This window comes from Bradyrhizobium lablabi (assembly GCF_001440475.1).
Taxonomy (GTDB): Bacteria; Pseudomonadota; Alphaproteobacteria; order Rhizobiales; family Xanthobacteraceae; genus Bradyrhizobium; species Bradyrhizobium lablabi.
Genome location: NZ_LLYB01000060.1, coordinates 274,278 through 298,740 on the forward strand (window position 1 = coordinate 274,278; position 24,463 = coordinate 298,740).

The 24,463-nt window shown below is 64.5% G+C and carries 23 protein-coding genes; 16 read left to right on the forward strand and 7 right to left on the reverse strand.

Features of this window, described 5'->3' with window-relative positions; translation table 11 throughout:
* The first annotated feature begins 89 nt into the window (after window positions 1-89).
* The 7 genes from CQ14_RS14180 (at window position 90) to CQ14_RS14210 (ending at window position 6,594) form a co-directional block, all read left to right on the forward strand.
* Complete coding sequence (locus CQ14_RS14180) at window positions 90-1,265, forward strand: acyl-CoA dehydrogenase family protein (protein ID WP_057858478.1); 1,176 nt, start codon at window positions 90-92, stop codon at window positions 1,263-1,265.
* 41 nt (window positions 1,266-1,306) lie between these two features.
* The gene (locus CQ14_RS14185; protein ID WP_057858479.1) at window positions 1,307-1,702 is read left to right on the forward strand and encodes a RidA family protein; all 396 of its coding nucleotides are present in this window, start codon (window positions 1,307-1,309) and stop codon (window positions 1,700-1,702) included.
* Between the two features lie 49 nt (window positions 1,703-1,751).
* Window positions 1,752-2,879, forward strand: coding sequence for a cupin domain-containing protein (locus tag CQ14_RS14190; RefSeq protein WP_057858480.1), 1,128 nt, complete (start codon window positions 1,752-1,754; stop codon window positions 2,877-2,879).
* 10 nt (window positions 2,880-2,889) lie between these two features.
* Window positions 2,890-3,801, forward strand: coding sequence for a fumarylacetoacetate hydrolase family protein (locus CQ14_RS14195; RefSeq protein WP_057858481.1), 912 nt, complete (start codon window positions 2,890-2,892; stop codon window positions 3,799-3,801).
* A gap of 9 nt (window positions 3,802-3,810) precedes the next feature.
* Window positions 3,811-4,458: a flavin reductase family protein gene (locus CQ14_RS14200; protein WP_057858482.1), complete on the forward strand. Its 648-nt coding sequence runs from the start codon at window positions 3,811-3,813 to the stop codon at window positions 4,456-4,458.
* Window positions 4,459-4,528: 70 nt separating this feature from the next.
* Window positions 4,529-5,620, forward strand: coding sequence for an NAD/NADP-dependent octopine/nopaline dehydrogenase family protein (locus CQ14_RS14205; protein WP_057858483.1), 1,092 nt, complete (start codon window positions 4,529-4,531; stop codon window positions 5,618-5,620).
* Window positions 5,617-6,594: a 3-hydroxybutyryl-CoA dehydrogenase gene (locus CQ14_RS14210; RefSeq protein WP_082649851.1), complete on the forward strand. Its 978-nt coding sequence runs from the start codon at window positions 5,617-5,619 to the stop codon at window positions 6,592-6,594. Before CQ14_RS14205 ends, CQ14_RS14210 begins: the two co-directional genes overlap by 4 nt.
* 108 nt (window positions 6,595-6,702) lie before the next feature.
* Here the strand turns inward: CQ14_RS14210 and CQ14_RS14215 are convergent, their stop codons facing one another.
* The 4 genes from CQ14_RS14215 to CQ14_RS14230 are packed head-to-tail and all read right to left on the reverse strand — an operon-like array spanning window position 6,703 to window position 11,409.
* Window positions 6,703-7,416 carry an ABC transporter ATP-binding protein gene (locus tag CQ14_RS14215; RefSeq protein WP_156434967.1) on the reverse strand — a complete coding sequence of 238 codons (714 nt, stop codon included), beginning with the start codon at window positions 7,414-7,416 and terminating at the stop codon, window positions 6,703-6,705.
* Window positions 7,413-9,182, reverse strand: a complete 1,770-nt coding sequence (locus CQ14_RS14220; protein WP_057858484.1) for a branched-chain amino acid ABC transporter ATP-binding protein/permease — start codon at window positions 9,180-9,182, stop codon at window positions 7,413-7,415. Before CQ14_RS14220 ends, CQ14_RS14215 begins: the two co-directional genes overlap by 4 nt.
* Window positions 9,179-10,222 carry a branched-chain amino acid ABC transporter permease gene (locus tag CQ14_RS14225; RefSeq protein ID WP_057858485.1) on the reverse strand — a complete coding sequence of 348 codons (1,044 nt, stop codon included), beginning with the start codon at window positions 10,220-10,222 and terminating at the stop codon, window positions 9,179-9,181. The genes CQ14_RS14220 and CQ14_RS14225 overlap by 4 nt, the downstream gene beginning before the upstream one ends.
* Window positions 10,223-10,260: 38 nt before the next feature.
* A complete protein-coding gene (locus CQ14_RS14230) occupies window positions 10,261-11,409 on the reverse strand; it encodes an ABC transporter substrate-binding protein (RefSeq protein ID WP_057858486.1) in 1,149 nt (382 codons plus the stop codon).
* 142 nt (window positions 11,410-11,551) lie between these two features.
* On the opposite strand from CQ14_RS14230, the gene CQ14_RS14235 reads away from it, so the two are divergent.
* From CQ14_RS14235 to CQ14_RS14265, 7 genes are all read left to right on the forward strand, one after another.
* On the forward strand, window positions 11,552-12,373 hold the full coding sequence (locus CQ14_RS14235; RefSeq protein WP_057858487.1) for an alpha/beta fold hydrolase: 822 nt from the start codon (window positions 11,552-11,554) through the stop codon (window positions 12,371-12,373).
* A 510-nt stretch (window positions 12,374-12,883) separates the two neighbouring features.
* Window positions 12,884-13,681 carry an aspartate/glutamate racemase family protein gene (locus CQ14_RS14240; RefSeq protein WP_057858488.1) on the forward strand — a complete coding sequence of 266 codons (798 nt, stop codon included), beginning with the start codon at window positions 12,884-12,886 and terminating at the stop codon, window positions 13,679-13,681.
* Window positions 13,682-13,684: 3 nt separating this feature from the next.
* Window positions 13,685-14,113 carry an organic hydroperoxide resistance protein gene (locus CQ14_RS14245; protein WP_156434969.1) on the forward strand — a complete coding sequence of 143 codons (429 nt, stop codon included), beginning with the start codon at window positions 13,685-13,687 and terminating at the stop codon, window positions 14,111-14,113.
* Between the two features lie 25 nt (window positions 14,114-14,138).
* Window positions 14,139-15,317, forward strand: a complete 1,179-nt coding sequence (locus CQ14_RS14250; protein ID WP_057858489.1) for a thiolase family protein — start codon at window positions 14,139-14,141, stop codon at window positions 15,315-15,317.
* Complete coding sequence (locus CQ14_RS14255) at window positions 15,314-16,555, forward strand: SDR family NAD(P)-dependent oxidoreductase (RefSeq protein WP_082649852.1); 1,242 nt, start codon at window positions 15,314-15,316, stop codon at window positions 16,553-16,555. Before CQ14_RS14250 ends, CQ14_RS14255 begins: the two co-directional genes overlap by 4 nt.
* Before the next feature lie 23 nt (window positions 16,556-16,578).
* Window positions 16,579-17,364 carry a cyclase family protein gene (locus CQ14_RS14260; RefSeq protein ID WP_057858490.1) on the forward strand — a complete coding sequence of 262 codons (786 nt, stop codon included), beginning with the start codon at window positions 16,579-16,581 and terminating at the stop codon, window positions 17,362-17,364.
* 27 nt (window positions 17,365-17,391) lie between these two features.
* Window positions 17,392-18,549 carry an ABC transporter substrate-binding protein gene (locus tag CQ14_RS14265; RefSeq protein WP_057858491.1) on the forward strand — a complete coding sequence of 386 codons (1,158 nt, stop codon included), beginning with the start codon at window positions 17,392-17,394 and terminating at the stop codon, window positions 18,547-18,549.
* Between the two features lie 10 nt (window positions 18,550-18,559).
* On the opposite strand, the gene CQ14_RS14270 is transcribed toward CQ14_RS14265, so the two are convergent.
* Window positions 18,560-20,182 carry an AMP-binding protein gene (locus tag CQ14_RS14270; RefSeq protein WP_057858492.1) on the reverse strand — a complete coding sequence of 541 codons (1,623 nt, stop codon included), beginning with the start codon at window positions 20,180-20,182 and terminating at the stop codon, window positions 18,560-18,562.
* Between the two features lie 204 nt (window positions 20,183-20,386).
* On the opposite strand from CQ14_RS14270, the gene CQ14_RS14275 reads away from it, so the two are divergent.
* Window positions 20,387-22,021 carry an ATP-dependent acyl-CoA ligase gene (locus tag CQ14_RS14275; RefSeq protein WP_057858547.1) on the forward strand — a complete coding sequence of 545 codons (1,635 nt, stop codon included), beginning with the start codon at window positions 20,387-20,389 and terminating at the stop codon, window positions 22,019-22,021.
* 59 nt (window positions 22,022-22,080) lie between these two features.
* On the opposite strand, the gene CQ14_RS14280 is transcribed toward CQ14_RS14275, so the two are convergent.
* Entirely contained in the window at window positions 22,081-22,638 is a 558-nt protein-coding gene (locus tag CQ14_RS14280) for a MarR family winged helix-turn-helix transcriptional regulator (RefSeq protein WP_245320339.1), read from the reverse strand.
* A gap of 225 nt (window positions 22,639-22,863) precedes the next feature.
* Here CQ14_RS14280 and CQ14_RS14285 point away from each other — a divergent pair, with 225 nt between their 5' ends.
* Window positions 22,864-23,352, forward strand: a complete 489-nt coding sequence (locus tag CQ14_RS14285) for an acyl-CoA thioesterase (protein WP_057858493.1) — start codon at window positions 22,864-22,866, stop codon at window positions 23,350-23,352.
* A 27-nt stretch (window positions 23,353-23,379) separates the two neighbouring features.
* On the opposite strand, the gene CQ14_RS14290 is transcribed toward CQ14_RS14285, so the two are convergent.
* Complete coding sequence (locus CQ14_RS14290) at window positions 23,380-24,456, reverse strand: lactonase family protein (RefSeq protein ID WP_057858494.1); 1,077 nt, start codon at window positions 24,454-24,456, stop codon at window positions 23,380-23,382.
* Window positions 24,457-24,463: the final 7 nt, after the last annotated feature.

Genomic DNA, 24,463 nt, shown 5'->3' on the forward strand with positions numbered 1-24,463 from the left:
GCTTGACAGGATATTTTAGCCATGAAACATTATTGGGGCGCGCTGCTTCTGGCGGCGTGCGCGAAAAGCGGCCTTTGCGGGAGACAAGTATGACTCCGGTTTCGCCATTACGCGGGCCGTCGCGCGAACATCTCGCGTGGCCATTCTTCGATTCCCGCCACAGCGAATACGCCGCCGCGCTCGATGCATTTGCCGCCGACCTTGGCGATACGCACGGCCATGACGTCGACGGAACCTGCCGTTCGCTGGTCCGCAGGCTTGGCGCCGCCGGATTGCTGGAAGCGTCCGTGGCGGGCGACCAGCCCGATGCGGTGATCGATTCCCGGCTGATTTGCATCGCCCGCGAGACGCTGGCCTGGCACAGCGGGCTCGCCGATTTCGCCTTTGCGATGCAGGGGCTCGGCACGGGGGCGGTGGCGATTGCCGGCTCGCCCGAACTGCGCGCGCTGGTGTTGCCGAAGGCGCGGCGCGGCGAATGGGTCGCTGCCTTTGCCTTGTCGGAGAAAGAGGCCGGTTCCGACGTCGCGGCCATGGCCTGCAGCGCCCGACGCGAAGGCGACCGCTACATCCTGGATGGCGAGAAGACCTGGATTTCCAACGGCGGCATCGCCGATGTCTATACGCTATTCGCGCGAACCGGCGAGGCGCCGGGTGCGCGCGGCATTTCGGCCTTTGTGGTGCTGCCGGACGATCCCGGTTTCTCGATTGCTGATCGCATCGACGTGATGGCGCCGCACCCGCTGGCGACGTTGCGCTTTGAAGGTTGCCGGATCCCGGCGGGCCGGCTGCTGGGCTCGCCGGGCGAAGGTTTCAAGATCGCGATGCGCACGCTCGACATCTTCCGTGCATCGGTCGCAGCCGCCGCGCTGGGCTTTGCCCGCCGCGCGCTCGATGAGGCCGTGGCGCATGCGAAGACCCGGCGGATGTTCGGTGGCGTGCTGGGCGACCAGCAATTGACGCAAGCTACCCTCGGCGACATGGCCGCCGATGTCGATGCCAGCGCGCTTCTGACCTATCGGGCGGCATGGCGGCGCGACGTGCAGAAGGCGTCTACGACGCGCGAAGCGGCGATGGCCAAGATGGTTGCGACCGAAGCCGCGCAGGCGGTGATCGACCGCGCCGTGCAGATGTTCGGCAGCCGCGGCGTGCGCTCGGGCGAGATCGTCGAGCAGCTCTATCGCGAAATTCGCGCGTTGCGCATCTATGAAGGCGCGACCGAAGTCCAGAAACTGATCATCGGGCGCGACGTCCTGAAGGCGATCTAGCCGCACGGCGGTTCGGTCGCGTCCTGCTACGGGAGTTAAGAATGTTCGAAGTCTTGCAGCCGCCCGGTTGGGCCAAGCCGAGCGGTTACGCAAACGGCATCGCTGCGCGCGGCAAGATGATCTTCATCGCCGGCCAGATCGGCTGGAACGAGCAATGCCAGTTCGAGTCGGACGATCTGGTGGCGCAGATCGGCCAGACGCTGAAGAACGTCGATGCGGTCGTGCGCGCCGGCGGCGCCGCGCCCGAGCATATCGTGTCGATGACCTGGTTCCTGCTCGACCGCAAGGAATATTCGGCACGCCTGAAGGAAATCGGCGTGGTCTACCGCAACGTCATGGGCCGTCACTTTCCGACCATGACGGCGCTGCAGGTATCGGGGCTGGTCGAGGATCGCGCCAAGGTCGAGATACAGGCGATTGCGATGATACCTGACTAGATGAATTGACAGGCAAAGCCGGATACGGCGCCAGCTGCAGGAGGGCGACATGGCAACGAAAGCTCGTGAAAACCACCGGGAAGACGTGGCCGGGCGGGCCAATGTCGAGGATACGCCGGAGCTGCTCGCCTATTACGACGAACTTGAAAGGCTGGAAGCGGGCGCGCTGTGGACAGTCGCGAACAAGATCGAGCCCTGGCAGCCAAAATCATCCTCCGTGCCGGTCTTGTGGCGCTATGAGGATCTCCGCGCGCACGTGTTACGCTCCGTTGAACTGGTGTCGCCCGAAAAGGCCGGGCGTCGCGTCATCTATCTGAACAATCCTGGCCGGCGTGACCACGCTGCCGCGGTCGGCTGGCTCTATTCCGGCCTGCAGGTGATGCACCCGGGCGAGGTCGCTTCCGCCCACGCCCATTCGGCCTCCGCGCTTCGCTTCATCATGGAAGGCGAGGGCGCCTATACCATCGTCGACGGGCACAAGATGACGCTCGGCGCCAACGATTTCGTGCTGACGCCGAACGGCACCTGGCACGAGCACGGCGTCTCCAGCGACGGCACGCCCTGCATCTGGCAGGACGGCCTCGACATTCCCCTGGTGAACATGCTCGAAGCCAACTTCTATGTGGTTCACCCCGACCTGCAGCAGAGTGTCGGATATCCCGTCGACGATATGACGCACGCCTGGGGAAGCCCCGGCCTGCGTCCGGCCGGCGCCGAATGGTCGAAGGGATACTCGCCGTTGCTGAAATATGAGTGGGGCCCGACGTACGAGGCGCTGCAGCGCTACGGCAAGGCCACCGATGGTTCGCCGTATGACGGCGTGCTCATGAACTATGTGAATCCGGTGACCGGGGGGCCGGTGATGCAGACGATCGGCGCATCGATGCAGATGCTGCGGCCGGGCGAGAGCACCCGCGCGCACCGTCACACCGGCAGTTTCATCTATCAGGTCGCCAGGGGACGCGGTCACTCGATCATCGACGGCAAGCGATTCGACTGGAAGGAGCGGGACATTTTCTGTGTTCCGTCCTGGGCCTGGCACGAGCATGTGAATGGCTCAGCCAGCGAGGATGCCTGCCTCTTCACCTTCAATGACCTGCCGGTGATGCAGGCGCTCGGCCTCTACCGCGAGGAAGCGTTCGGTGACAATGGCGGCCGCCAGCCGCTCGTATCCTAGGAGAGCAGCAGTGCGTCTTGTTACCTATCGCAGCACGATCGAGGCTGCTGCCCGTCTTGGCGCGGTTGTCGACGATCTGGTCGTGGACGTCGAGGACGCCGGGCAGCATGCCGGGGTTTCCCTTCCGTCATCGATGCTCGATTTCATCGATCTCGGACCGCCGGCGTTGGCGGCGCTCAAGAAGGTATTGAACGAAGGCAAGGATGGCTGGCCGGTCGGCGCCGCATTGCCGCTGGCGAATGTCAGGCTGCTGGCGCCGATCCCGCGTCCGCGCAAGAACATCTTTGGCATTGGCCTGAACTACGTCGAGCACGTCGCGGAATCGTCGCGCGCCCTCGACACGGCGAAGGACCTGCCGAAACAGCCCGTCATCTTCTCGAAGCCGCCGACCAGCGTCATCGGACCGGACGAAGCCATCCATCACAACAAGGCGATCACGCAGCAACTCGACTGGGAAGTCGAGCTTGCGGTGGTGATGGGACGGACGGCGCGGCGCGTGTCGGAGGCGGATGCGCTCGGCTTCGTGTTCGGCTACAGCGTGATGATCGACGTCAGCGCCCGCGACAATCGCCGCGCCGGCCAATGGATCTATTCCAAGGGGCAGGACACCTACGCGCCGTTCGGGCCGTGTATCGTCACCGCAGACGAAATCACCGATCCGCACGCGCTCGACCTCTGGCTGACGGTGAACGGCGTCGAGAAGCAGCGCTCCAACACCCGTCACATGCTGTTCAAGGTACCGCTGCTGATCGCCGACATTTCAGCCGCGATGACGCTGGAGCCGGGCGACATCATCGCGACAGGCACGCCCGAAGGCGTCGGCGCCGGGCGCTCTCCGCAGGAATGGCTGTGGCCGGGCGACATCGTGGAAGCCGAAGTGACCGGCATCGGCCGGCTCCGCCATCCGGTGGTGGCGATCTGAGAGGCCGCCATGATCTACGACATGGAGACGCTGGAAGCGCAGAATCGCTACAAGATCCTGACGGCCACGGTGACGCCGCGGCCGATCGCCTGGATCACCACGCTCTCCGCAAGCGGCGTGATCAATGCCGCGCCTTTCAGCTTCTTCAACGTGATGGGGCATGAGCCGCCTACCGTCGCGATCGGGCTTCTTGCGGGCTCGGAACGCTTCAAGGACACGGCGGCGAACATCCTCGATACCGGGGAATTCGTCGTGAACCTCGTCGCCGAGAGCAACGCCGAGGCGATGAACATCACCTGCATCGATGCGCCGCCGGAGATCGACGAACTGAAGCTCGCCGGATTGACGCCGGCTGCCTCGCAGGCCGTGCGTCCGCCACGCATCGCGGAATCGCCCGTGTCGTTCGAATGCCGCGTCCTCACGTCGCTGGTGACGGGGCCCCGGCAAACCGCCGTCATCGGCCGCGTGCTCCGTGCCCATATCGACGATGCCGTGATCCTGGACAAAGAGCGTTGCCATATCGATACGCAGGCGCTGCACCTGATCGCGCGTATGCACGGCAGCGGCTGGTACGCGCGCTCCAGCGACCTGTTCCAGATTGATCGGCCGACCTGGGCGGCGTGGCAGGAGAAGAACCTCAAGGTGAATCCCGCATAACGATTTCCGATGCACGTCGAGAGATGGCGCATCGATACCGAACCGGGCGACAACGAAGCTGGAGGTCATTTTGAAAATCGCAGTGTTGGGTGGGGGGAACGGTTCGTTCGCGGCGGCCGGCGACTTTGCGTTGGCCGGTCACGAAGTCCGGCTGTGGCGGCGAAATCCTGCCGACGTCGAGGCGCATCGGGCGGAGGGCGGTACGATAACGGTGATCGACCGGTCCGGCCGCCGTGATGCCAGGCTCGCGGCGATCACGTCGTCGATCGCGGAAGCCATCGAAGCCGCGGATCTCATCCTGTGTCCGGCGCCAGCCTTCGCGCAAGGATCGATCGCCAAGCTGGCCGCGCCGCGCTTGCGCGACGGCCAGGTCGTGTTTCTGCCGCCCGGCACGTTCGGCTCCTACATCTTCGCGCGTGCCGCCCGCGACGCAGGCAACCGCGCGGAGATCGCAACCGCCGAGACCGGGACCTTGCCGTGGCTCGCGCGCAAGCAGGGCCCCTATGCGGTCCGCATCTCGGGCCGGGGCGCGCGGCTGCCGACCGGGGTGTTTCCACAGCGTCTGGCCGAACATGCGCTCAGCGTGATCGAACGCGCATTTCCGAACGCCATCGAGCCATGCGGCGATGCGTTGTCGGGCGCGCTGATGAATGCGGGCCCGATCATTCATCCGCCGCTGATCACCATGAACGCCGGCCCGATTGAACATTTCGAGAAGTGGGACATCCACAAGGAAGGCACCCAGCCGGCGATCCGCCGCGTCACGGACGCGCTCGATGCCGAACGCATCGCCATTCGCGAGGCGCTTGGCTATGGAGCGCCGCATTTCCCTCTTGCCAACCACTATTCGAAGGACGGCGAACCCTGGATGTATGCGCGCGACGCGCACGACCAGCTTACCGATTCCGGCGATTGGTCCGAGCGGCTCATTCTTGTCGAGCACCGTTATATGCTGGAAGATTTGCGTCTCGGCCTGTCGTTCCTCGCTTCAGTAGCAGGTCTCGTCGGCGTGCAGACGCCGCTCGTCAAGGCGTTCCTCGCGATCGGCTCTGCGATTACCGGCGAAGACTTTGCGGTGACGGGCCGCAGCCTGTCCTCGCTCGGCCTCGGCGATCTCGATCGGGCCGCACTGCAAAATCTCCTGGTCGAGGGCTTCAGATGAAACCGATGATCGGGTGTCTTGGCGCCGGGCGGATGGGGCGCGGCATTGCCGTCGTATTCGCGTTCGCCGGCCATCAGGTTGTCGTCGTCGACTTCAAGGAACGGGAAGCGGCAGCATTCGAGGCGTTAGCGGCGGAGGCCAAGGCGGAGATCCGCTCGACGCTCGAAATTCTCTCGCGGATCGATCTGCTGCCGCCGGAGCTTGTGCCCACAATCGCCGACCGGGTCACGATCGTGCCCCGGCAAGAGGCGGCTGCGGCGCTGCCACGATGTGATGTCATCTTCGAGGGGATGCCGGAGATTCTTGAGTTGAAGCAGGCGGCACTGGCGGAGGCCTCGCGGTTAGCAGGCGAGCGCCCGATCATTGCCTCGACCACCTCGACGATACTGGTCGACGATCTCTCCGGATCGATTGAGCACCCCGGCCGCTTCCTCAACGCGCATTGGCTCAATCCGGCCTATCTGGTGCCGCTGATCGAATTGTCGCCGGGGCGGCTCACCGCGCCGGAAGTTACGGCGCGGATGAAGGCGCTGCTCGAAGGCATCGGCAAGGTGCCGGTGGTTTGCGCGGCGCGGCCGGGCTTCATCGTTCCCAGAATTCAGTCGCTGGCCATGAACGAAGCCGCCCGTATGGTGGAGGAGGGCGTCGCCTCGGCGGAGGATATCGATAAGGCCGTCATCTATGGCTTCGGCTTCCGCTTCGCCGTGCTGGGCCTGCTCGAATTCATCGACTGGGGCGGCGGCGATATCCTGCATCATGCCAGCCGCTATCTGGTCGAGGCGCTCGGCGACAGCCGTTACGCCGCACCTGCTATCATCGCGACGAATATGCGCGAGGGGCGCATCGGCATGAAGACCGGGCAGGGGTTCATGAATTACGAAGGCGTCGACCTCGCCGCCTATCGCGAGCAGCGGCTGGCCGCCTTTGCCTCGGCGCTGCGCGCCATGGGTCTCGCCCGCGAACCCGTCGCGTAACGTGTGCGCTGTCCCGGCTACTAGATTTCGTGCGTTCGGATGATGCGAGGCCCCATTTCTACTTTGCATGGGGTTGTTTTCGCAATTTTGGTCCCGCCCTTGGTCGCTCTAATGCCCGCCGAGATAGGCCGCGATCAGTTTCGGGTCGTGGATCAGGGTATCCGCCGGGCCGGACTGAATGATCTCGCCGGTTTCCAGCACATAGCCGTAATCCGCGGTCTCCAGCGCGGCGCGGGCGTTCTGCTCGACCAGAAGCACCGATACGCCGAGGCTCCGTAGCGAGGCGATGGTTCGGAAGATTTCGCGAACGATCAGCGGCGCCAGCCCGAGGCTGGGTTCATCGAGCACGAGCAGTTTCGGCTTCGCCATCAGCGCGCGGCCGAGCGCCAGCATCTGCCGCTCGCCGCCCGAGAGCGTGCCGGCGGCCTGCTTGCTGCGCTCCTTCAGCCGTGGAAAACGGTCGAACACATCGTCGAGGCTTTTGCGAGTCGTCGAGCGGTCGCGCAGGCTGTAGGTGCCGAGCAGCAGATTGTCGGCGACCGACATGTCGGCGAACAGCTCGCGCTTTTCCGGCACGAGGCACAGGCCGCGCTCGACGCGGCCCTCGACGTCGATCCTCGCGAGATCGGCGCCCTGAAACACCATGCGCCCCGTCGATTTCAGTAGACCAATGGCAGCCATCAGCAGCGTGGTCTTGCCGGCGCCGTTGGGGCCGATCACGGTCACGATCTGTCCTTGCTCGACGGACAGCGAAACGTTCCGCACCGCCTCCACCTTGCCGTAGGCGACCGACACATTCTCGACCGAGAGCATCTGCGTCACGCGACACCTCCGAGATAGGCTTCCTGGACACGGGCGTCGCTGCGGATCGCCGCCGGTTCGCCTTCGCAGAGCTTTGAGCCGAAATCGAGCACGACGATACGGTCGACCAGCGACATCACGAATTCCATGTCGTGCTCGACCAGCAGGATGGTCAGGTGTTCCGCGCGCAGCGACCGCAACAGTTCCGCAAGCTTCAGCTTCTCCTGCCGACGCAGGCCGGCCGCCGGCTCGTCGAGGACGAGCAGCGTCGGGTCGGCGGCGAGCGCGCGGGCGATTTCGAGCACACGCTGATTGCCGAGCGGCAAATTGCCGGCTAGCTCGAACGGCTTGTCGCCGAGCCCGACCCGCTCGAGCTGCATCAGCGCCTCATAGCGGGCGCTGGCTTCTTCCGCCTGGTTCAGGCGCAGCGCGCCCGCGAACAGGCCGGTCCTGGTGCGCGAATAGGTGCCGAGCAGCACGTTGTCGAGCAGCGTCATGCGCGGGCGCAGCTTGACGTGCTGGAAGGTGCGGGAGATGCCGGCGCGGGCGATGTGGAATTGCTGATCGCGGGTGATCGAGCGGCCTGCGAACGCGATCTCGCCGCTGTTGGTGCGCAGCGCCCCCGTCAGCAGGTTGAACATCGTGGTCTTGCCGGCGCCGTTCGGCCCGATCAGCCCGAGGATTTCGCCGGATTTAACTTCGAAGCTGACATTGTTGACGGCGACGAGGCCGCCAAATCGCCGCTGCGCTTCGCGCACCTTAAGAAGAAGTGTGCCGGGCTCCGGTTTGTCGCGGAGCGGCAACGGCTCGGCCACCTCCGGACGCGACTGCTTCAGATCAGGTAGAAAGCCTGCGAGGAACGGGACGATGCCTTGCCGTGCCCGTTGCAGGAACAGGATGAACAGCGCCGAGAACGCCACGATCTCGAGTTGGCCGGACGCACCCTTGGCGATCAGCGGCAGGTAATCCTGCACGGTATTTTTCAGGAGTGTGACGATCGCGGCACCCACCACGCCGCCCAGTACGCTGCCGGCGCCGCCGACCATCGCCATCATCAGATATTCGATACCCATGCCGGCTTCGAACGGACCGGGGCTGACGAAGCGGCCGAGATGCGCATAGAGCCAGCCCGACAGTGCGCCAAGAAACGCGGCGATCACGAATGTCACCAGCTTGATCTGGAACGCGCTGATCCCGAGGCTTTCGACCAGCGTATTGCCGCCGCGCAGCGCACGCATCGCGCGGCCGATGCGGGAGTCGAGCAGGTTGTAGCAGAGCAGGAGGACCGCGACGACGATGGCCCAGATCAGGAAATAGATTTGTTTGCTCTCGACCAGAGCGATCGGGCCGATAGAGATCGGCGGAATCCCCGAGATGCCGTTGTGCTGACCTAGCCCATTGATGTTGCCGAACAGGAACGCGATTGCCAGACCCCAGGCGACCGTGCTCAGCGACAGGAAATGGCCGCCCAGCCGCAGGGTCACGAAGCCGAGGATTGCCGCGATGCTGCAGGTCAGGACGACAGCCAGCACCAGCCCGAGCCAGGGCGAATAGCCGTTCAGCGCGGTGACCCACGCGGTCGAGTAGGCGGCGACGCCGACGAAAGCGGCCTGGCCGAACGACACGATACCGCCGACGCCAGTCAATAGCGCGAGTCCGATGGCCGCCAGCGAGTAGATGCCGATATAGTTCAGCAAGGTGATGCTGAATGGATTGAGCACGAACGGCGCCGCGACGAGGCAGGCGATTGCCGCGGCGATGACGAGACGGATCTGCTGCAGGGTCATTCCTCGACTTCCTCTTCGGAATGCTGCGAGGCGAGCGAGCGCCAGAGCAGGACGGGGATCAGCAGCGAGAAGACGATGACGTCCTTTAACGTACTGCTCTGGAATGAGGCGAAGCTTTCGAGAAGGCCAACGCCGAATGCGCCGAGTGCAGCGCCCGGATAGCTCGTCATGCCGCCAATGATGGCGCCGACGAAGGCTTTCAGGCCGAGCAGGAATCCGGAATCATAGAAGATCGTGTTGACCGGCGCGATCAGGACGCCGGATACGCCCGCCATAAGCGATCCCAGCAGATAGGCGATGGTCCCGGCGCGTGCCGGCCTGATACCCATCAGCCGGGCGCCGGTCCGGTTCAGCGCGGTGGCGCGCAGCGCCTTGCCGATCAGCGTGAAGTCGAAGAAGGCAAACAGCAGGCCGCTGAACACCAGCGCGGCGGTGAGGATCAGCACCGTCTGTCCGGAAACGTGCACGCCGGCGATCTCTATCGCCATCGACGTCAGCGGCTCGGTCCTGACGCCTTCGGGGCCGAAGAACAGCAGGCCGAGTCCGACCAGTGCGAAATGCAGCGCGACCGAGACCGTCAGGAGCAGGAGTACCGAGGCGTCCGCGATCGGGCGAAATACGATCCGGTCGAGCAGCGGCGAGATCGGCATGATCAGGAGCAGCGCCAGCACGATCCGGACCGGCATCGGCGGATTGAAGCGCATCGTCAGCCAGACGATGCCGACGACGATCAGCGGCAACACGAGATAGCCGAGCACCGCCTTCGGAACGGAGCGAAGCTCGCCGGCACGCGCCAGCGAGACGACGTCCATGATGGTAGCCATGCACGCCAGCACGACAACCAGCCCGACCGTGCCGGGAAGCTGCTTGGCGTCGAGCGCCGCCAGCGTCAGCGCCGTGAAGGCGGCAATGTCGCCGAACGGAATGAAAATCACCCGCGTCACGGTGAAGATCAGCACGGTGCCGATCGCGACGAGGGCGTAGACCGCCCCGGTCGCTATTCCGTCGATCGCAAGGATCGCTGCGATGTCTGCCGTCATGCCGTCGGCCGTCCTTCCGTATTACGCCTCGATATCGCTCAGGGCTCGTAGGTCCAGGCACCGTTGTTGAGGCGGACGATCACCAGCGCGCGTTCGTCCACGCCGTGATAGGCGCCGGGCTTGAAGTTGTAGACCGCGTGCACGCCGGAGAGCTCCTTGGTGGCGAGGATCTCGTCGCGCAGGGCTTTTCGGAATTCGACGGTGCCGGGCTTGGCGGTCTTCAGCGCACGCTCGGCGGCAGAAGTAAAGATTCTCCAGCCGTCGAAGGAGTAGGCCGAGAAGCCGTCCGTGGTCGGGACATTGTTGGCCTTCAGGAAGGCGGCGCGGAATTCAAGCGCCAGCTTCTTGGCAAAGTGGCTGTCGGGAAGCTGCTCGGCGACGATGACAGGACCGGCAGAAACCTGGATGCCTTCCGCGGACTTGCCGCCGACGCGCACGAAATCGGGATTGACCAGCGCAACGGTGCCGTAGGTTTTGCCCTTGAAGCCGCGCTCGCCGAGCGCCAGCAGCGGCAGCGCGCCCTGCGTGCCCGATCCGCCGATCAGCACGGCATCCGGACGCACGGCGAGAACCTTAAGGATCTGGCCGGTGACCGAGGTATCGACGCGCGCATAACGCTCGTTGGTCAGCACCTTGATGCCGTCCTCGGCTTCCACCGCCTTGGCGCCGTTATAGACGAGATCGCCCCAGGCATCGGAGAAGCCGATATAGCCGATGTTCTTCATCGCATCGCGCTTCATCCGGTCGGCAACGACCTTGACCAGAAGCGAAGCGGGTTGCGGAACGGAAATGCCCCATTGATCGGCCGGATTCGGCTGCCCGATCACGGGAGAGACGGCGATCATCGGCACCTTCAATTCGGTCGCGACCGCGAGCATCGCGATGGTCGATGGGGCGGTTGCGGTGCCGATCAGGAGGTCGACCTTCTCTTCCTCGATCAGCTTGCGCGCATTGCGGGTCGCGGCAGAAGGATCGGAGCCGTCGTCGAGCTGGATCAGCTTGATCTTCTCGCCATTGACCTCGTTCTTGTATTCCATCGCGGCCTGGATACCGCGGCCATACGGGATGCCGATCGAGGAGCCGGGTCCACTAAGCGAAGTGACGAAGCCGATCGTGATATCGGCCTGTGCGGTCGAGGCCGCGACGAGGCCGCCGATGAGGGCAGTCAAACCTAACATCTTGCGCATTGTATTCCCCTTGGTTGAAAACAGCCGCGACCTGAGCGAGATGTCAGCATGGATCGAGGTCGGACCAGCACGATCGATGCCGCGATTGTCGCCGAAAGCAGGCGTGGACCCCTGGTGCCTGCATCCGGATGGGAGTTACCAAATGAGTGCTACAAGAACCAGTTCCAGCGTCGAGCGTCGCTTTGTTACGATGCCTCTTGGGCGCATCCATGTCGCCATGGCGGGAACCGGCTTTCCCGTTCTCCTGCTGCACCAGACGCCCCGCTCGTGGAATGAATACCGCGACGTGCTGCCGCTGCTCGGCTGCGATTTCCGCGCGATCGCGATGGACACGCTCGGCTTCGGGGATTCCGACCGGCCGGCCGGCGAACCCTCGATCGAATTGTGGGCGCAGGGGGCGTTCGCGCTGCTCGACGCGCTGGATGAGCCGCGCGCCGCAGTCGTCGGTCATCATACCGGCGCGGCGATTGCGGTGGAGATGGCCGCTTCGGCGCCTGCGCGCGTGAGCGCCCTGGTGCTCTCGGCCTGTCCGTTCGTCGATGCGGCGCGCCGGGCCAAACACCACGGTATGCGGGTGATCGATGATGTCGAGACGCGTACCGACGGCTCCCATCTCACCGAGCTCTGGGCGCGCCGGCAGCCGTTCTATCCCGCTGATGATACCGATCTGCTGCAGCGCTTCATGATCGACGCCCTGCGAGCCGGCGAGATGGCGGCGGAAGGCCACCGGGTGGTGAATCGCTATCGGATGGAGGATCGTCTGGGAAGCATCCAGTGTCCCACGCTGGTCATTGCTCCGACAGGCGATCCGCACGTTCATCCGGTGGCTCCAAAGGTTGCTGGAGCGATCAAGGGCAGTGTCTTGCGCGAGCTCTCAGGAGGCATGGTGCCGCTTCCCGATCAGATGCCGGAGGCTTTTGCCGGAATAGTCCGCGACTTCGTCGCCGCGGCGGCCAAGACTTAGACGGCCAAGATCTGAAACGGCGGGGCCAGCCGCGGCGGATGCGAACCCGCCCGTAGCACGCGCTGTCCCGAGGTCGATGATCTCAGCCACGATTGAAGAACCTTTATCAACGCAACCATCAGCGCGACGTGCATCTGTGCACGGCGGCGCCCACTCCCTGTCAATTGTTTAAAGCCTAAAGTATTTCTTGGCGGCAGGTCAATACGCCAGATTCGCGCCCCGCGGAAAAAATTTACGGCACTGCGAGCCTCCGCGAGAGCCGAATTCGCTTATGCAAAAGGGTAAGGCGCAACCTGCCTGTCCTTTCGGCAAACCGATCCTGTCGTGCGCAGCGCGCGCCTGCGCGCGGTTCAATTGACGCCAAAATTATTTTGTGGTTGAAATATTTCAGTCGATGGGATGGCGCCACTCCATGATGCGCCTCTGCAACGACTGGCGTGTGCGTATCGTTACCCTCGTGCCGCGGGGGGCGAGGCTCCGCACACTTCGCCTGTGAACAGGATATCCGCTGTGCGCATCTTCTGGCAGAGCTTCGTCGACCAGGCTACGAGCGCGCCCTATATGGCGCGGCTGGCGGCCTATCTGAACGAGATCGCAGCACCCGGCACCAGTGTTCATGTCGAGGGCATCACGCCCGCCGATCGCGACTTCGGCCGATTGGCCGAATTCCGCTGCGCGATCCAGGCCGTCGATAATGGCCTCGCGGCGCAGGAGAACGGCTTCGATGCCTATGTCATGGGCCACTTCCAGGATCCGGGATTGTACGAACTGCGCTCGGCGCTGACGATCCCGGTGGTCGGCGCCGGCGAGGCGACGCTGCTGGCGGCCTCGCAGCTTGGCCGTCGCCTTGGCCTTGTCACGCTCGATAGCGCTTTCGAGGTTTGGCATTACGAGCAGGCCGATCGTTACGGACTTTCCGGCCGCGTGGTGCATGTCACCGGCATGGGTTGCCGCCCCGAAGATTTCAGCGCAGCGTTCGCGGGCGATGCCGCGGCAAGGGAGCGCATGCTGAGCGACTTTACGGCGTGCGCGCAGCCGCTGGTCGATCGCGGCGCCGATGTCATCATCCCGGCCGGCGTGTTGCCTGGTCTCCTGATTGCGAGCGAGCATGGTTTCAAGATCGGTCATGCACCCGTGGTGAACTGCGCGGCGGTCGCACTGAAGAGCGCCGAGATGTGGGTGCAATTGCAGCGCCTCAACGGCACCGAACCGAGCCGTGGGCCGAGTTTTGCGTTGGCCAATGACCGTGCCCGCCAGGATTTCCGCGCCATCGTCGCGCGCAGGCAAGCCGACAAACCCCAGGGATAGGACATGCTGCAGCCAGACAAGATTCTGTATGAAGCCGAGGTGACGGCAACCGGCGGCCGCGACGGCAAGGCCGCGAGCGACGACGGGCTGTTGTCGGTGGCGCTGTCGCTGCCGAAATCATTGGGTGGTCCGGGCGGGCCGGGCACCAATCCCGAGCAGCTTTTTGCTGCGGGCTATGCCGCGTGCTTCCTCGGCGCCGTAAAGCTCGTCGCGCGCACGCGCAAGATCACGCCGTCGGCGGAACCGACCGTCACCGCCAAGGTCGGTATGGGGCCGGTCGCGGTCGGCTACGCGCTGACGGTCGAGCTCAGGGTGGAACTCCCCGGGCTGGAGAAATCCGTGGCCGAAGAAGTCGTTGCCGGCGCGCATGAGCGCTGCCCTTATTCCAACGCAACGCGCGGCAATATCGACGTCAAGCTGACCGTGCTCTGAACGGCTCACAGGAACCGGCGGTCCGATGCAGAACTCCATCCGCACACCTTACGACCGGGTCGTGATGGCAGTTCCGGTGACGATCCCCTACGTGCGCTACTCCATCGAGAGCGCGCAATGGTGGATGGGTCGCGCGCTGAAGGCGCTGGTCGATGGTGCCGGCATCACGCCGCGCGACATCGACGGCTTCTGCGTTTCGAGTTTCACGGCGGGGCTTGATAGCGGCATCGGGCTTACCCAGCATTTCGGCCTGTGCGTGCGCTGGGTCGACACCATTCCGCTCGGCGGCGCCAGCGCGATTGCCGCGCTCCGCCGCGCGGCGCGGGCGGTGCAGGCGGGTGACGCGCGCATCGTGGCCTGTGTCGCCGGCGACACCAACCATGTCGATTCCTTCCGCTACACGCTGGAGAATTTTTCGCGCTTCAACCAGGACGCCGTCTATCCCTATGGCGCCGGCGGCGCCAATGCGAGCTTTGCGCTGATCGCGCGCAACTACATGGGGACGTTCGGTGCAAAGCGCGAAGATTTTGGCAAGATCGCCGTCGCCCAGCGCAGCAACGCGCTTCGCAATCCCCATGCCCTGATGAAGACGCCGTTGACGATCGAGCAATACATGTTGGCGCGGCCGATTGCTGATCCGATCCATCTGTTCGACTGCGTGATGCCGTGCGCCGGCGCGGAAGCCTTCCTCGTCATGAGCGAAGACGTCGCCGCATCGCTGAAACTGCCCGCCGTCAAGATCCTCGCCACCATCGAGCGCCACAATGCGTTCGGCGACGATCCCGTTCAGGTGCGGGGCGGCTGGGCGATGGACGTCGACGAGCTCTACGCGATGGCTGGCGTCAAGCCTGACGATCTCGATTTCGTCCAGACCTATGACGATTATCCCGTGATCTCGATGATGCAGTTCGAGGACCTCGGCTTCTGCAAGAAGGGCGAAGGGCCGGACTTTGTGCGGCAGCATGATCTCACGATCGACGGCAGCTTCCCGCACAACACCTCCGGCGGGCAGCTATCGGTCGGGCAGGCCGGCGCGGGCGGCGCCTATCTCGGGGTGGTCGAGGCGATGCGACAGGTACTTGGGCAGGCGGGTCCAACGCAGGTGAAGCATGCGCGCATCGGGTTGGCGTCGGGCTTTGGAATGATCAATTATGATCGTGGCCTCGCCTCGGGCGCGGCGATCCTCGCGGGAGCGGGCGCATGATCGAACCGATCGCAAAGCCGCGCCGGAAGAATCCGCTGCTACGCACGCGGCTGCCGACGTCGCCGCCGCGCGCACGCAGCCGCGCGTCGCATGGCTTTACGCGGGCCGCCGCCGAAGGACGCTTCATGCTGCAGCGCTGCGGCGCCTGCGAAACATTCTGCTATCCGGCGCGCGACGCCTGTCCGGCGTGCCTTTCCGCCGATCTCGTCTTCACCGACGCGCCGCGGCGCGGCACGCTGCTGTCCGAAACCACGCTGCACATTCCGGCCGACGTGCACTTCCGCGAACGCGCGCCGTGGCGCGTCGGCCTCGTCGCGATGGAATGCGGGCCGAAACTGGTGACGCACCTGCATGCCAATTGCGAAAAGGGCAAGCCGGTCGTGATGTCGTTTCAACTGGACAAGAGCGGGCAGGCCGTGGCCTTCGCCCATCCCGAACGGGAGACCTCCAACATGGCGGATGACAGGCAGTGGCGTGAGATGACCGCCGATCCGAAATTCCGGCGCGCTCTGGTGACGAACGGGCGGAGCATCGTCGGCCAGGAAGTGGTGGCCGCGTTGAAGGCGGCCGGCGCATCGATCGTGTTTGTCGGCGTCGCCGAGCCGTGGAAGCCGTTCCGCGGCGAGGAAACGTTGCGCGGGCTGGAGGGCGTCCAGATCGTCCCGCTCGATATCGGCGACGAGAAGTCCGTCGCCGATCTGGCGGCCGATATCGGCGGCAAGGTCGATATCCTCGTCAACACCACTGAGCATGTTCGCTCCGGTGGGCTGCTCGATCGTCAGGGCACCAGCGTCGTGCGCGACGAGATCGACCAGACCTATCTCGGCTTCGTGCATCTGGCGCAGGCGTTCGGGCCGGCGATGCGGATGCGGGGCTCCGATGGCGTCAACAGCGCCGCCGCCTGGGTCAATATCCTGTCGGTCTATGCGCTGGCGAACTGGCCAATGTTCGGCGCGTATTCGGCGTCGCAGGCAGCCGCGCTTTCGTTGTCGCACTCCTTGCGCGCGGAGCTTCGGCCGGGCGGCGTCAAGGTGGTGAACGTGTTCACGGGCCCGCTCGATATCGAATGGTTCCAGACGGTGCCGCCGCCGAAGGTGGCGCCACGCGCGGTGGCGAATGCGATCGTGTCGGCGCTCAAGCGCGGCCTTGAAGATGTGTTCGTGGGCGATGTCGCCGAGGACATTCGCCAGCGCCTTGCGGCCAATCCCAAGGCGGTCGAGCGTGAACTTGGGGCATAGACGAGTGAAAGCGGGAGAAGCCAATGGACAGCAACAGTCTCATGCAATTTGCCGGCGCGGTTGCATCCGGCGCGGTAAGCGTCGTCGATCTGACCTTTACGCTCAGTCCCGATTTTCCGGTCATCGTGCTGCCGCCGGAATTCGGCCAGGCCGCGCCGGTCCGCATCCAGCAGATTTCGCGCTACGATGCGAGTGGTCCCGCCTGGTACTGGAACAACCTGACTTTCGGCGAACACACCGGCACGCATTTCGACGCGCCGATCCACTGGTTCACCGGCAAGGACCTGCCGAACAATTCGGTCGACACGCTGCCGGTGCGCGACATGATCGCGCCGGCCTGCGTGATCGATTGTTCGGCAGAGGCCGCAAAGGATGCGGATTTCCTTTTGACAATCCCGGTTGTCGAGGCCTGGGAAAAAAGCCACGGACGGATTCCCGAACGCCATTGGGTGTTGCTGCGCACCGACTGGTCGAAGAAAGGCTGGCGCGACTACGCTAACCTGAAAGACGACGGCGCGCATACGCCCGGGCCCGATGCTGCCGTGATGCGCTGGCTGGTCGAGGAGCGTGGCGTCATCGGCTTTGGCACCGAGACGATCGGGACCGATGCCGGCCAGGCCGGCCATCTCGATCCGCCCTATCCGGCGCATCATTTCCTGCACGGCGGCGGGCGTTACGGCCTGCAATGCCTGTGCAATCTTGATCAGCTCCCACCGATCGGCGCGGTGATCGTCGCCGCGCCGCTGAAAATCCAGAACGGCTCCGGCAGTCCGCTGCGTGTCCTTGCGCTGGTGCCCGGGCAGGGTTGAGTTCTTTCGTCCACATCGAGTGAGATCATGAAAAACAAAAAGACCTTGTTGATCGGTGCCGCCCTCTTGCTGGGTGCCATGGTCCCGGCACGTGCTGAAATTCTCGTCGGTTTCGTCACCGGCCTGAGCGGACCCGTGTCCTCGATCGGCGTGCCCAACGCGAAGGGATTGGCCGCGGGCCAGGCCTATCTCGGCGAGATCGATGGCGAGAAAGTCCGCGTCATCCAGCTCGATGACGGCTCGGATCCCGCCGCGTCGACGCGCAACGCGCGGAAGCTGGTCGAGCAGGAAAAGGTCGACTTCCTGATCGGCACATCAGGCGCGCCGCAGACGCTGGCGATGGCGACTGCGGCGATCGAGATGAAAGTGCCGATGGTCGCGGTCTCCCCGATCGCGCCGGTGCCGGCCGGGGAGGGTGGGCCGTGGGTGGTGCAGACGCCGCAGCCGACGCCGCTGCTCGTTCAGGGCATCGTCGATCACATGAAGAGCCGTAACGTGAAGACCGTGGCCTTCATCGGCTTCTCCGACGCTTTCGGCGACCTGATGTACAATTCGCTGCTGCAAAGCGCCGAGAAGGCCGGGATCAAGGTGATCGCGAATGAGCGCTATGCGCGTTCGGATAACTCGGTCACCGCGCAGGTGTTGCGCGCGGTCTCCTTGCGTCCCGATGCGATCATGCTGGGCGGCACCGGAACGCCCGGCGCGCTGCCGGTGATTGCGCTGGCGGAGCGCGGATACAAGGGGCCGCTCTACGGCAATCACGGCATGATTAGCGCCGATTTCCTGCGGCTGGCTGGCAAATCGGCCGAGGGCATCATCTGCCCGACCGGCCCGGTGACGGCGGGCGAACAGCTTCCCGAGAGCAATCCGATCCGCAAGGTCGTTCTCGCGTTCCGCGCCGCCTACGAGAAGGCCAATGGCGAGGCGCCGGCCGATGCGTTTTCGCCCTATGCGTTCGATGGCTGGCTGGTGTTCATGGATGCCGCCAAGCGCGCCAAGGCGACGGGTGCAGCGCCCGGCACGCCCGCCTTCCGCAACGCGCTGCGCGAGGCGCTGTTCACGACCAAGGATGTGGTCGGCGCGCACGGCATCTACAGCTACACGCCGGCCGATCGTCACGGCGTCGATGACCGCGCACGTATCCTGGTCCAGATCGAAAACGGCAAATACAAGCTGCTGCCGTGATAGCAGCAGCTCAGCCGTGGCGCAGCTTCGCCTTGAGCGCTCGCATGTCGATCGCGCGCTTGGCGCTGACGGCTTCTGCTGCCAGCGTCTTGATCTCGCCCCGGGCGAGTTTGCGCGTCGATGACAGCGGAAGTTCATCGACGATGGCGATGTAACCGGGCACCTTGTGATAGGCGAGGCGCTCGGCGCAGGTCCTGACGATCGAGGCAGCGAGTTCCGCAGCATCGTCGACCTTTGCGTTCGGCACGATGAACGCAAAAACTTCCTCGCCGCGGATGTCGTCGGGAACCGGCGTTACCGCGCATCCGCCGATGCGAGTGTCCATGTGGAGCGCGCTTTCGACCTCGAGCACGCCGATGTTCTCGCCGCTGCGCCGTACAATGGTCTTCTTGCGATCGAAGAAGTACATCAGCCCGTCCTGGTCGGCGAAGACGAGGTCGCCGGTGTGGAACCAGCCACCTTGCCATGCCGCTTCGGTGGCTTCTTCGTCCTTCAGGTAGCCGCTGAAGAATCCGGCCCGGCTATCATTGCCTTTGGCGCGGACCAGCAATTCGCCGGGTTTGCCGAGTGTGACATCGGCGCCCTGATCGTCGACGAGGCGATACTCCATGCCTTGAGACGGCCGGCCGACGCATCGCGCGTCAAAGCCTGCCGGCTCGCGCGACGTGGTGGTGGCCGCCGCGCCGCCGGTCTCGGTCATCGCCCACGCCTCGACGATCGGGATGCGGTAACGCTCCTCGAAGGTGGCGCGGTGGCGGACATCGACGCCGGGCGCGAACGCGAAGCGCACGCGATGCTGCCGTTCGACCTCGGTCACCGGCAATTGCAGCAGGATGGCGGGGATGACGCCGAGACAATGCACGACGGTGGCGCCGCTGTCGGCCACGCACTGCCACCAGCGATTGGCATGAAAGCGGTCGAGCGGCACCACGGCGCCGCCGAGCACCATCATGCCGACTGCGCTGCAGCCGAGCGCGTTCATGTGAAACATCGGCAGCGGCGTCAGGTTGATTTCGCGGTCCGGCTGCAGTTCGGCGACGCCGCCCTGCCCGAGATACCAGTCGGCGACCTGCAGGAAATAACGGTTCGAGAGCATGCAGCCCTTCGGCTTGCCGGTGCTGCCTGACGTGAACAGCAGCGCGCATTCGCCGTTGAACTCGGGGCTTTGGGCGGCGACATCAGTCTGGCATGGCGGAATGCGGCTATCGGTATCGATCAGGCGGGCGCGGCCGAGCGTGGCATCCTTGGTCACATGGATGCGATCGGGCGTTGCCACCAGCAGGTCCGCCTGCGACAGCTCAAGCTGGAACGACAGCTCGTCGGGGCGGACGTCCGGGTTGATCGGAACGATCGAAACCCCGAGCGCATTGAGCGCGAGCCAATGCAGGAAAAAGACCGGGCGGTTTTCCAGCAGCAAGGCGACCCGCGCGCCGCGTCCATAGCCGGCGGCCGCGTATTCGGCCTGAAGCCGATCGACCTCGGTCTTGAACGCGCCATATTCGATCCTGAATCCTTCCGGTGCGTAGGGCAGTTGCGCACTCGCGGGCGCCAGCAGGAACGGCGCGTCTGGCCGTCTCGTGGCCGAGGCTGCGAAGGCGTCGGATGGCGATCGATAGGGAGTGTCGAGGCTCATTGCGGACATCGCTCCTGTTCATTTCCTGTCGCCGCACGGGTAGAGGCCGGAAGTCCGCAACGCAGCCCTTGCTGCGGCGGTCTTCGCCGAATACTTTAAGCCTAAACTATCTTGCCGGCCAAGTGCGATCTATCGCAGACCAGCCCGGCGAAGCTCGAAGATTGGGCTTGAAGTTGAACTTGGAAGTTGCCCTTGGAGGTGCGGATGCAGGCAGGTAGTGGCAGCGCGGCCGGGCAGCGGCGGGGCGGCTCGATCTGGCCGCAGGCGGCCGGGCGTTTCCCGCCGGCGGACCGGATTCTCTCGACCATTTTGACACGGCAGGCCGCGCAATATCGCGATCGCACACTGTTCGTCTTCGGCGAAACACGCTGGAGCTTCGCCGAAACGGCTTCGATCGCCGCTGCATCGGCTGGCCGCCTGACAAGGGCCGGAATTCGCGCCGGCGACCGGGTCGCGCTGATGTGCTCGAACCGGCCGGAATTTTTGGAAATCTATCTCGGCTGCGCCTGGATGGGTGCCGTGACCGTGCCGATCAATACCGCGCTCCGCGGCATCCAGCTCAGCCACATCCTGCGCAACTCGACGCCGAAGCTGCTGGCCATCGAGGCGTGCTTCATGCCAGCCATCGAAACGCTGGAGAGCGACGTCGCGCCGCCGGATCTTGTCTGGACCATTGGCGAAGACGGCGCGCTGCCGGGATCGACCTCGCCGTTGCCAGCGCTCGGCGAGGCGGCCCCGCCCGCGCCGGTGCGGCCGGACGATACGGTCGCGATCCTCTATACGTCGGGCACGACCGGTCCCTCCAAGGGCGTCTGCTGCCCGCAGGCGCAGATGTTCTGGTGGGGCGTCTATTCGGCGCGGGCGCTCGGGATCGTCGAAGGCGATGTGCTGTTCACGACGCTGCCCCTGTTTCACACCAACGCGCTGAACGCGTTCTATCAGGCGCTCCTGAACGGCTGCACCTATGTGCTCGAGCCGAAATTCTCCGCCTCCGGTTTCTGGGCGGCGGCGCGGCGGCATCAGGCGACCGTCGGCTATCTCCTCGGTGCGATGGCCGTGATGCTGCTGGCACAACCCCCATCGGCGAACGACACCGCGCATTTCGTGCGTGTCGCGCTCGGTGGCGGCGTCCCCGGCCAGTTTCATGGTCCGTTTCTCGAACGCTTCGGCGTGCCGCTGCTCGACGGCTACGGCTCGACCGAAACGAATTTCGTATTCGCCGGCACGATCCCGTCCGATCGTCCCGGCACCATGGGCTATCTCGCTGAGGGCGTTGAGGCCTGCATCGCTGGTCCCGACGACGAGCCGCTGCCCGACGGCGAGGCCGGCGAACTGCTGCTGCGCGCCGGCGAGCTGCTAGCGTTCGCGACCGGATATTTCGAGATGCCAGACAAGACGGCGGAGGCTTGGCGCAATCGGTGGTTTCACACCGGCGACCGTGTCGTGCGCGATGCGGATGGCCACTATCGTTTCGTCGACCGGATGAAGGATTCCATCCGCCGGCGCGGCGAGAACGTTTCATCCTGGGAGGTGGAACAGGTACTGCTGAAGCATCCGGCGATTGCGGCTTGCGCGATCTATCCACTGCCATCCGAACTCGGCGAAGACGAGGTTGCGGCGGCGATCCAGCTCGAAGCCGGCCATGCGCTCGAGCCAATCGATGTCGTCCGGCACTGCGAGGGCAAGATGGCCTATTTCGCGGTTCCGCGATTTGTCCGCATCGTCAGCGAGATGCCGCTGACCGAGAACGGCAAGATACGAAAGGTCGCGCTGCGTGAGGCCGGCAGGACGCCTGACACCTGGGATCGCGACGCTGCCGGATACGAGCCGCGCCGCTAGAGCATGATCCGGAAAAGTGGATACCGGTTTTCCGAAAGGATCATGCTCAAACAATAGGTTCAGGCGCGGGCTTCTTCCGTTGCGCGCTTCACGGCGTTCTTCAGGTCGTCGAGCTCCTTGACCAATCCGTCGAGCCGCGCTTTCGGAAATTCGGCAAGCAGCGAAGCCAGCCACAGGCTGTGCTTCTTCGCCATCCGTCTGAACGCCCTCCGGCCTTCGGCCGTCATGCAGACGATCTGCACGCGGCGGTCGAGCGGCGAGGGCGACCGCGTGATAAGGCCGTCTTCGACCAGGCGGTCCACGATTGGCGTCAGATTTCCGGCCGTGACCATCAGGCGCTTTGGCAGTTCACCCAGCACCAGTCCGACAGGCTCGCGATCGAGCTGCGCCAGCACGTCAAAACGCGGCATCGTGAAGTCGAACTCTTCGCGGAACTGGCGCCGAAGCTCGGCGCCGATCAACGACGTACAGGCCAGCAGGCGCAGCCATACCCTGACCTGGGCGCGGTTATCCGCGTCCTCGCCGATGATGTTCTCCTCGTCGATCAGCGCGGGCTCCTTGCCGGCCATCACTTCATATCTCCCGACGTTCCGTTGCGCAGCCGTGCGGACCGGCATCAAAGGTTCCGGCCTGCAATTCCTTTAGGGCCAAATCAACTCTCGGCACAAGAAGGCCGAACGATACCACTCTCGGGGCCGGACGGTTTGCAGCGTCTGCGACCGTAACGGAGGATGCCGTCGCGGGGCAAGCGGGACGCGGCATACGCTGAACTTCAATGCTCGACTTTACAGGCCGGCGGCGATATAGAAAATACTTTATGCCTAAACTAAATGAGCCCATGCATGGCCCGTTTTGAACCCCTGACGCTCTCCGAACTGCCTGATGGCATCTGGCGCACGTGCCTGCCGGTGCGCTTCGGCTCCTGCGATCCGGCCGGAATCGTCTACACGCCGGAATATCTCAATCTGTTCAACGGCGTGATCGAGGATTGGTACGGCGAGGCGCTGGGACTGCCCTACCATGAGCTGGTCGGAACGCGGCGGACCGGCCTTGGCTATGCTCACGTCTCGGCGGATTTCGCCACACCAAGCAGGATGGGCGAGGTTCTCGACGTCGCGGTGATCGTGCGCGAGATTGGACGTACCTCGGTCAAACTCACGGTTCACGCGTTCAAGGATGGCGCTGAGTGCGTACGCGCGACCTTCGTGACCGTGACGACCTCGCTGGTGGATCACAAATCGATTGCGTTGCCCGACGACGTGCGCCTCGCCTTGAAGAACTACCAGGCGAGCTGCGACGGCTCGGTGAGCCTCGTCTCGCTGCCGGCCTGACTGCCGCCAACAAGCCGCGTCAATCGCTCACGCGGACTGGCTGAACACGATGCAGACCGGGCTTCCGATCTGCACGACCGTGTCGGTCGCAACGATTGTGCCTTTGCCGATTTCGACGCGGAACATTTTGATGGTGTCGCTGTCCTCATTCGCCACGTAGACAAAGCGCTGCGATGGATGGATGGCAAAAAAGCGCGGCGTCTTTCCTTCGCTGGGCGGGCAGGCAATGGTGCGAAGCCGGCCCGTTTGCAAATCCCGCTCGAGCACGGCGACGCTGTCATAGCCGCGGTTTGAGGCGTAGACGAACCGTCCATCCGCCGATATCGCGATTTCCGAAGCGCGGCTGTTCCCGGTGAAGCTTTCGGGCAGTGCCGAAATCACCTGGAAAGCTGCAAGCGCGCCACTCGTGGGATCGAAGCGGTAGGACGTGACCGTCGAGTCGAGTTCATTGACGACGTAGGCGAAACGGCCGCCCGGATCGAAGGCGACATGGCGTGGCCCGGAGCCCTCGCGCGCCGCGGCCGAACTCACGAGTTGCAGCTTTCCCTTCTCCGCATCCAGAGCATAGGTGAAGACCTGATCGAGGCCCTTGTCGGGCACGATGATGAAGCGGCCGGACGGGTCGAATTCGACCTGGTGCGGCTTTGCGAACGGTTGCTCGACGCGGTGGGGCCCGATCTTTCCCTCGAGCTTGACGAGATCGGATACTTCGCCGAGCGATCCGTCCTCGCGACGGGGCAGCACCGCGAGCGTCGAGGTGATGTGGTTGGCGACGATGACATGCCGGTTGGTCGGATCGATCGCGAGGTGCACCGGGTTCTTGCCTTGGGTGCTTTGCCGGTTGATGACGCGCAGCATGCCGCTTTGCTTGTCGATGCCCATGGCGGTGATGTCGCTCAGATCGCCATGCACCGTGTAGAGAAAACGGCGCGAGCGATCGAACGTCAGGAACGACGGGTTGACGAGGTCGGCAAGAAGCTGGACATGCGTCCAGCCGCCGCTCGCGTTGTCCATGCGGTAGACGTTGAGTCCATTGCCGCGGGCGTTCCGTCCTTTCGTTGTGCGCGCGCCGACATAGACGAAAGAAGCTGAACCTTCGGGCATGCTCCGG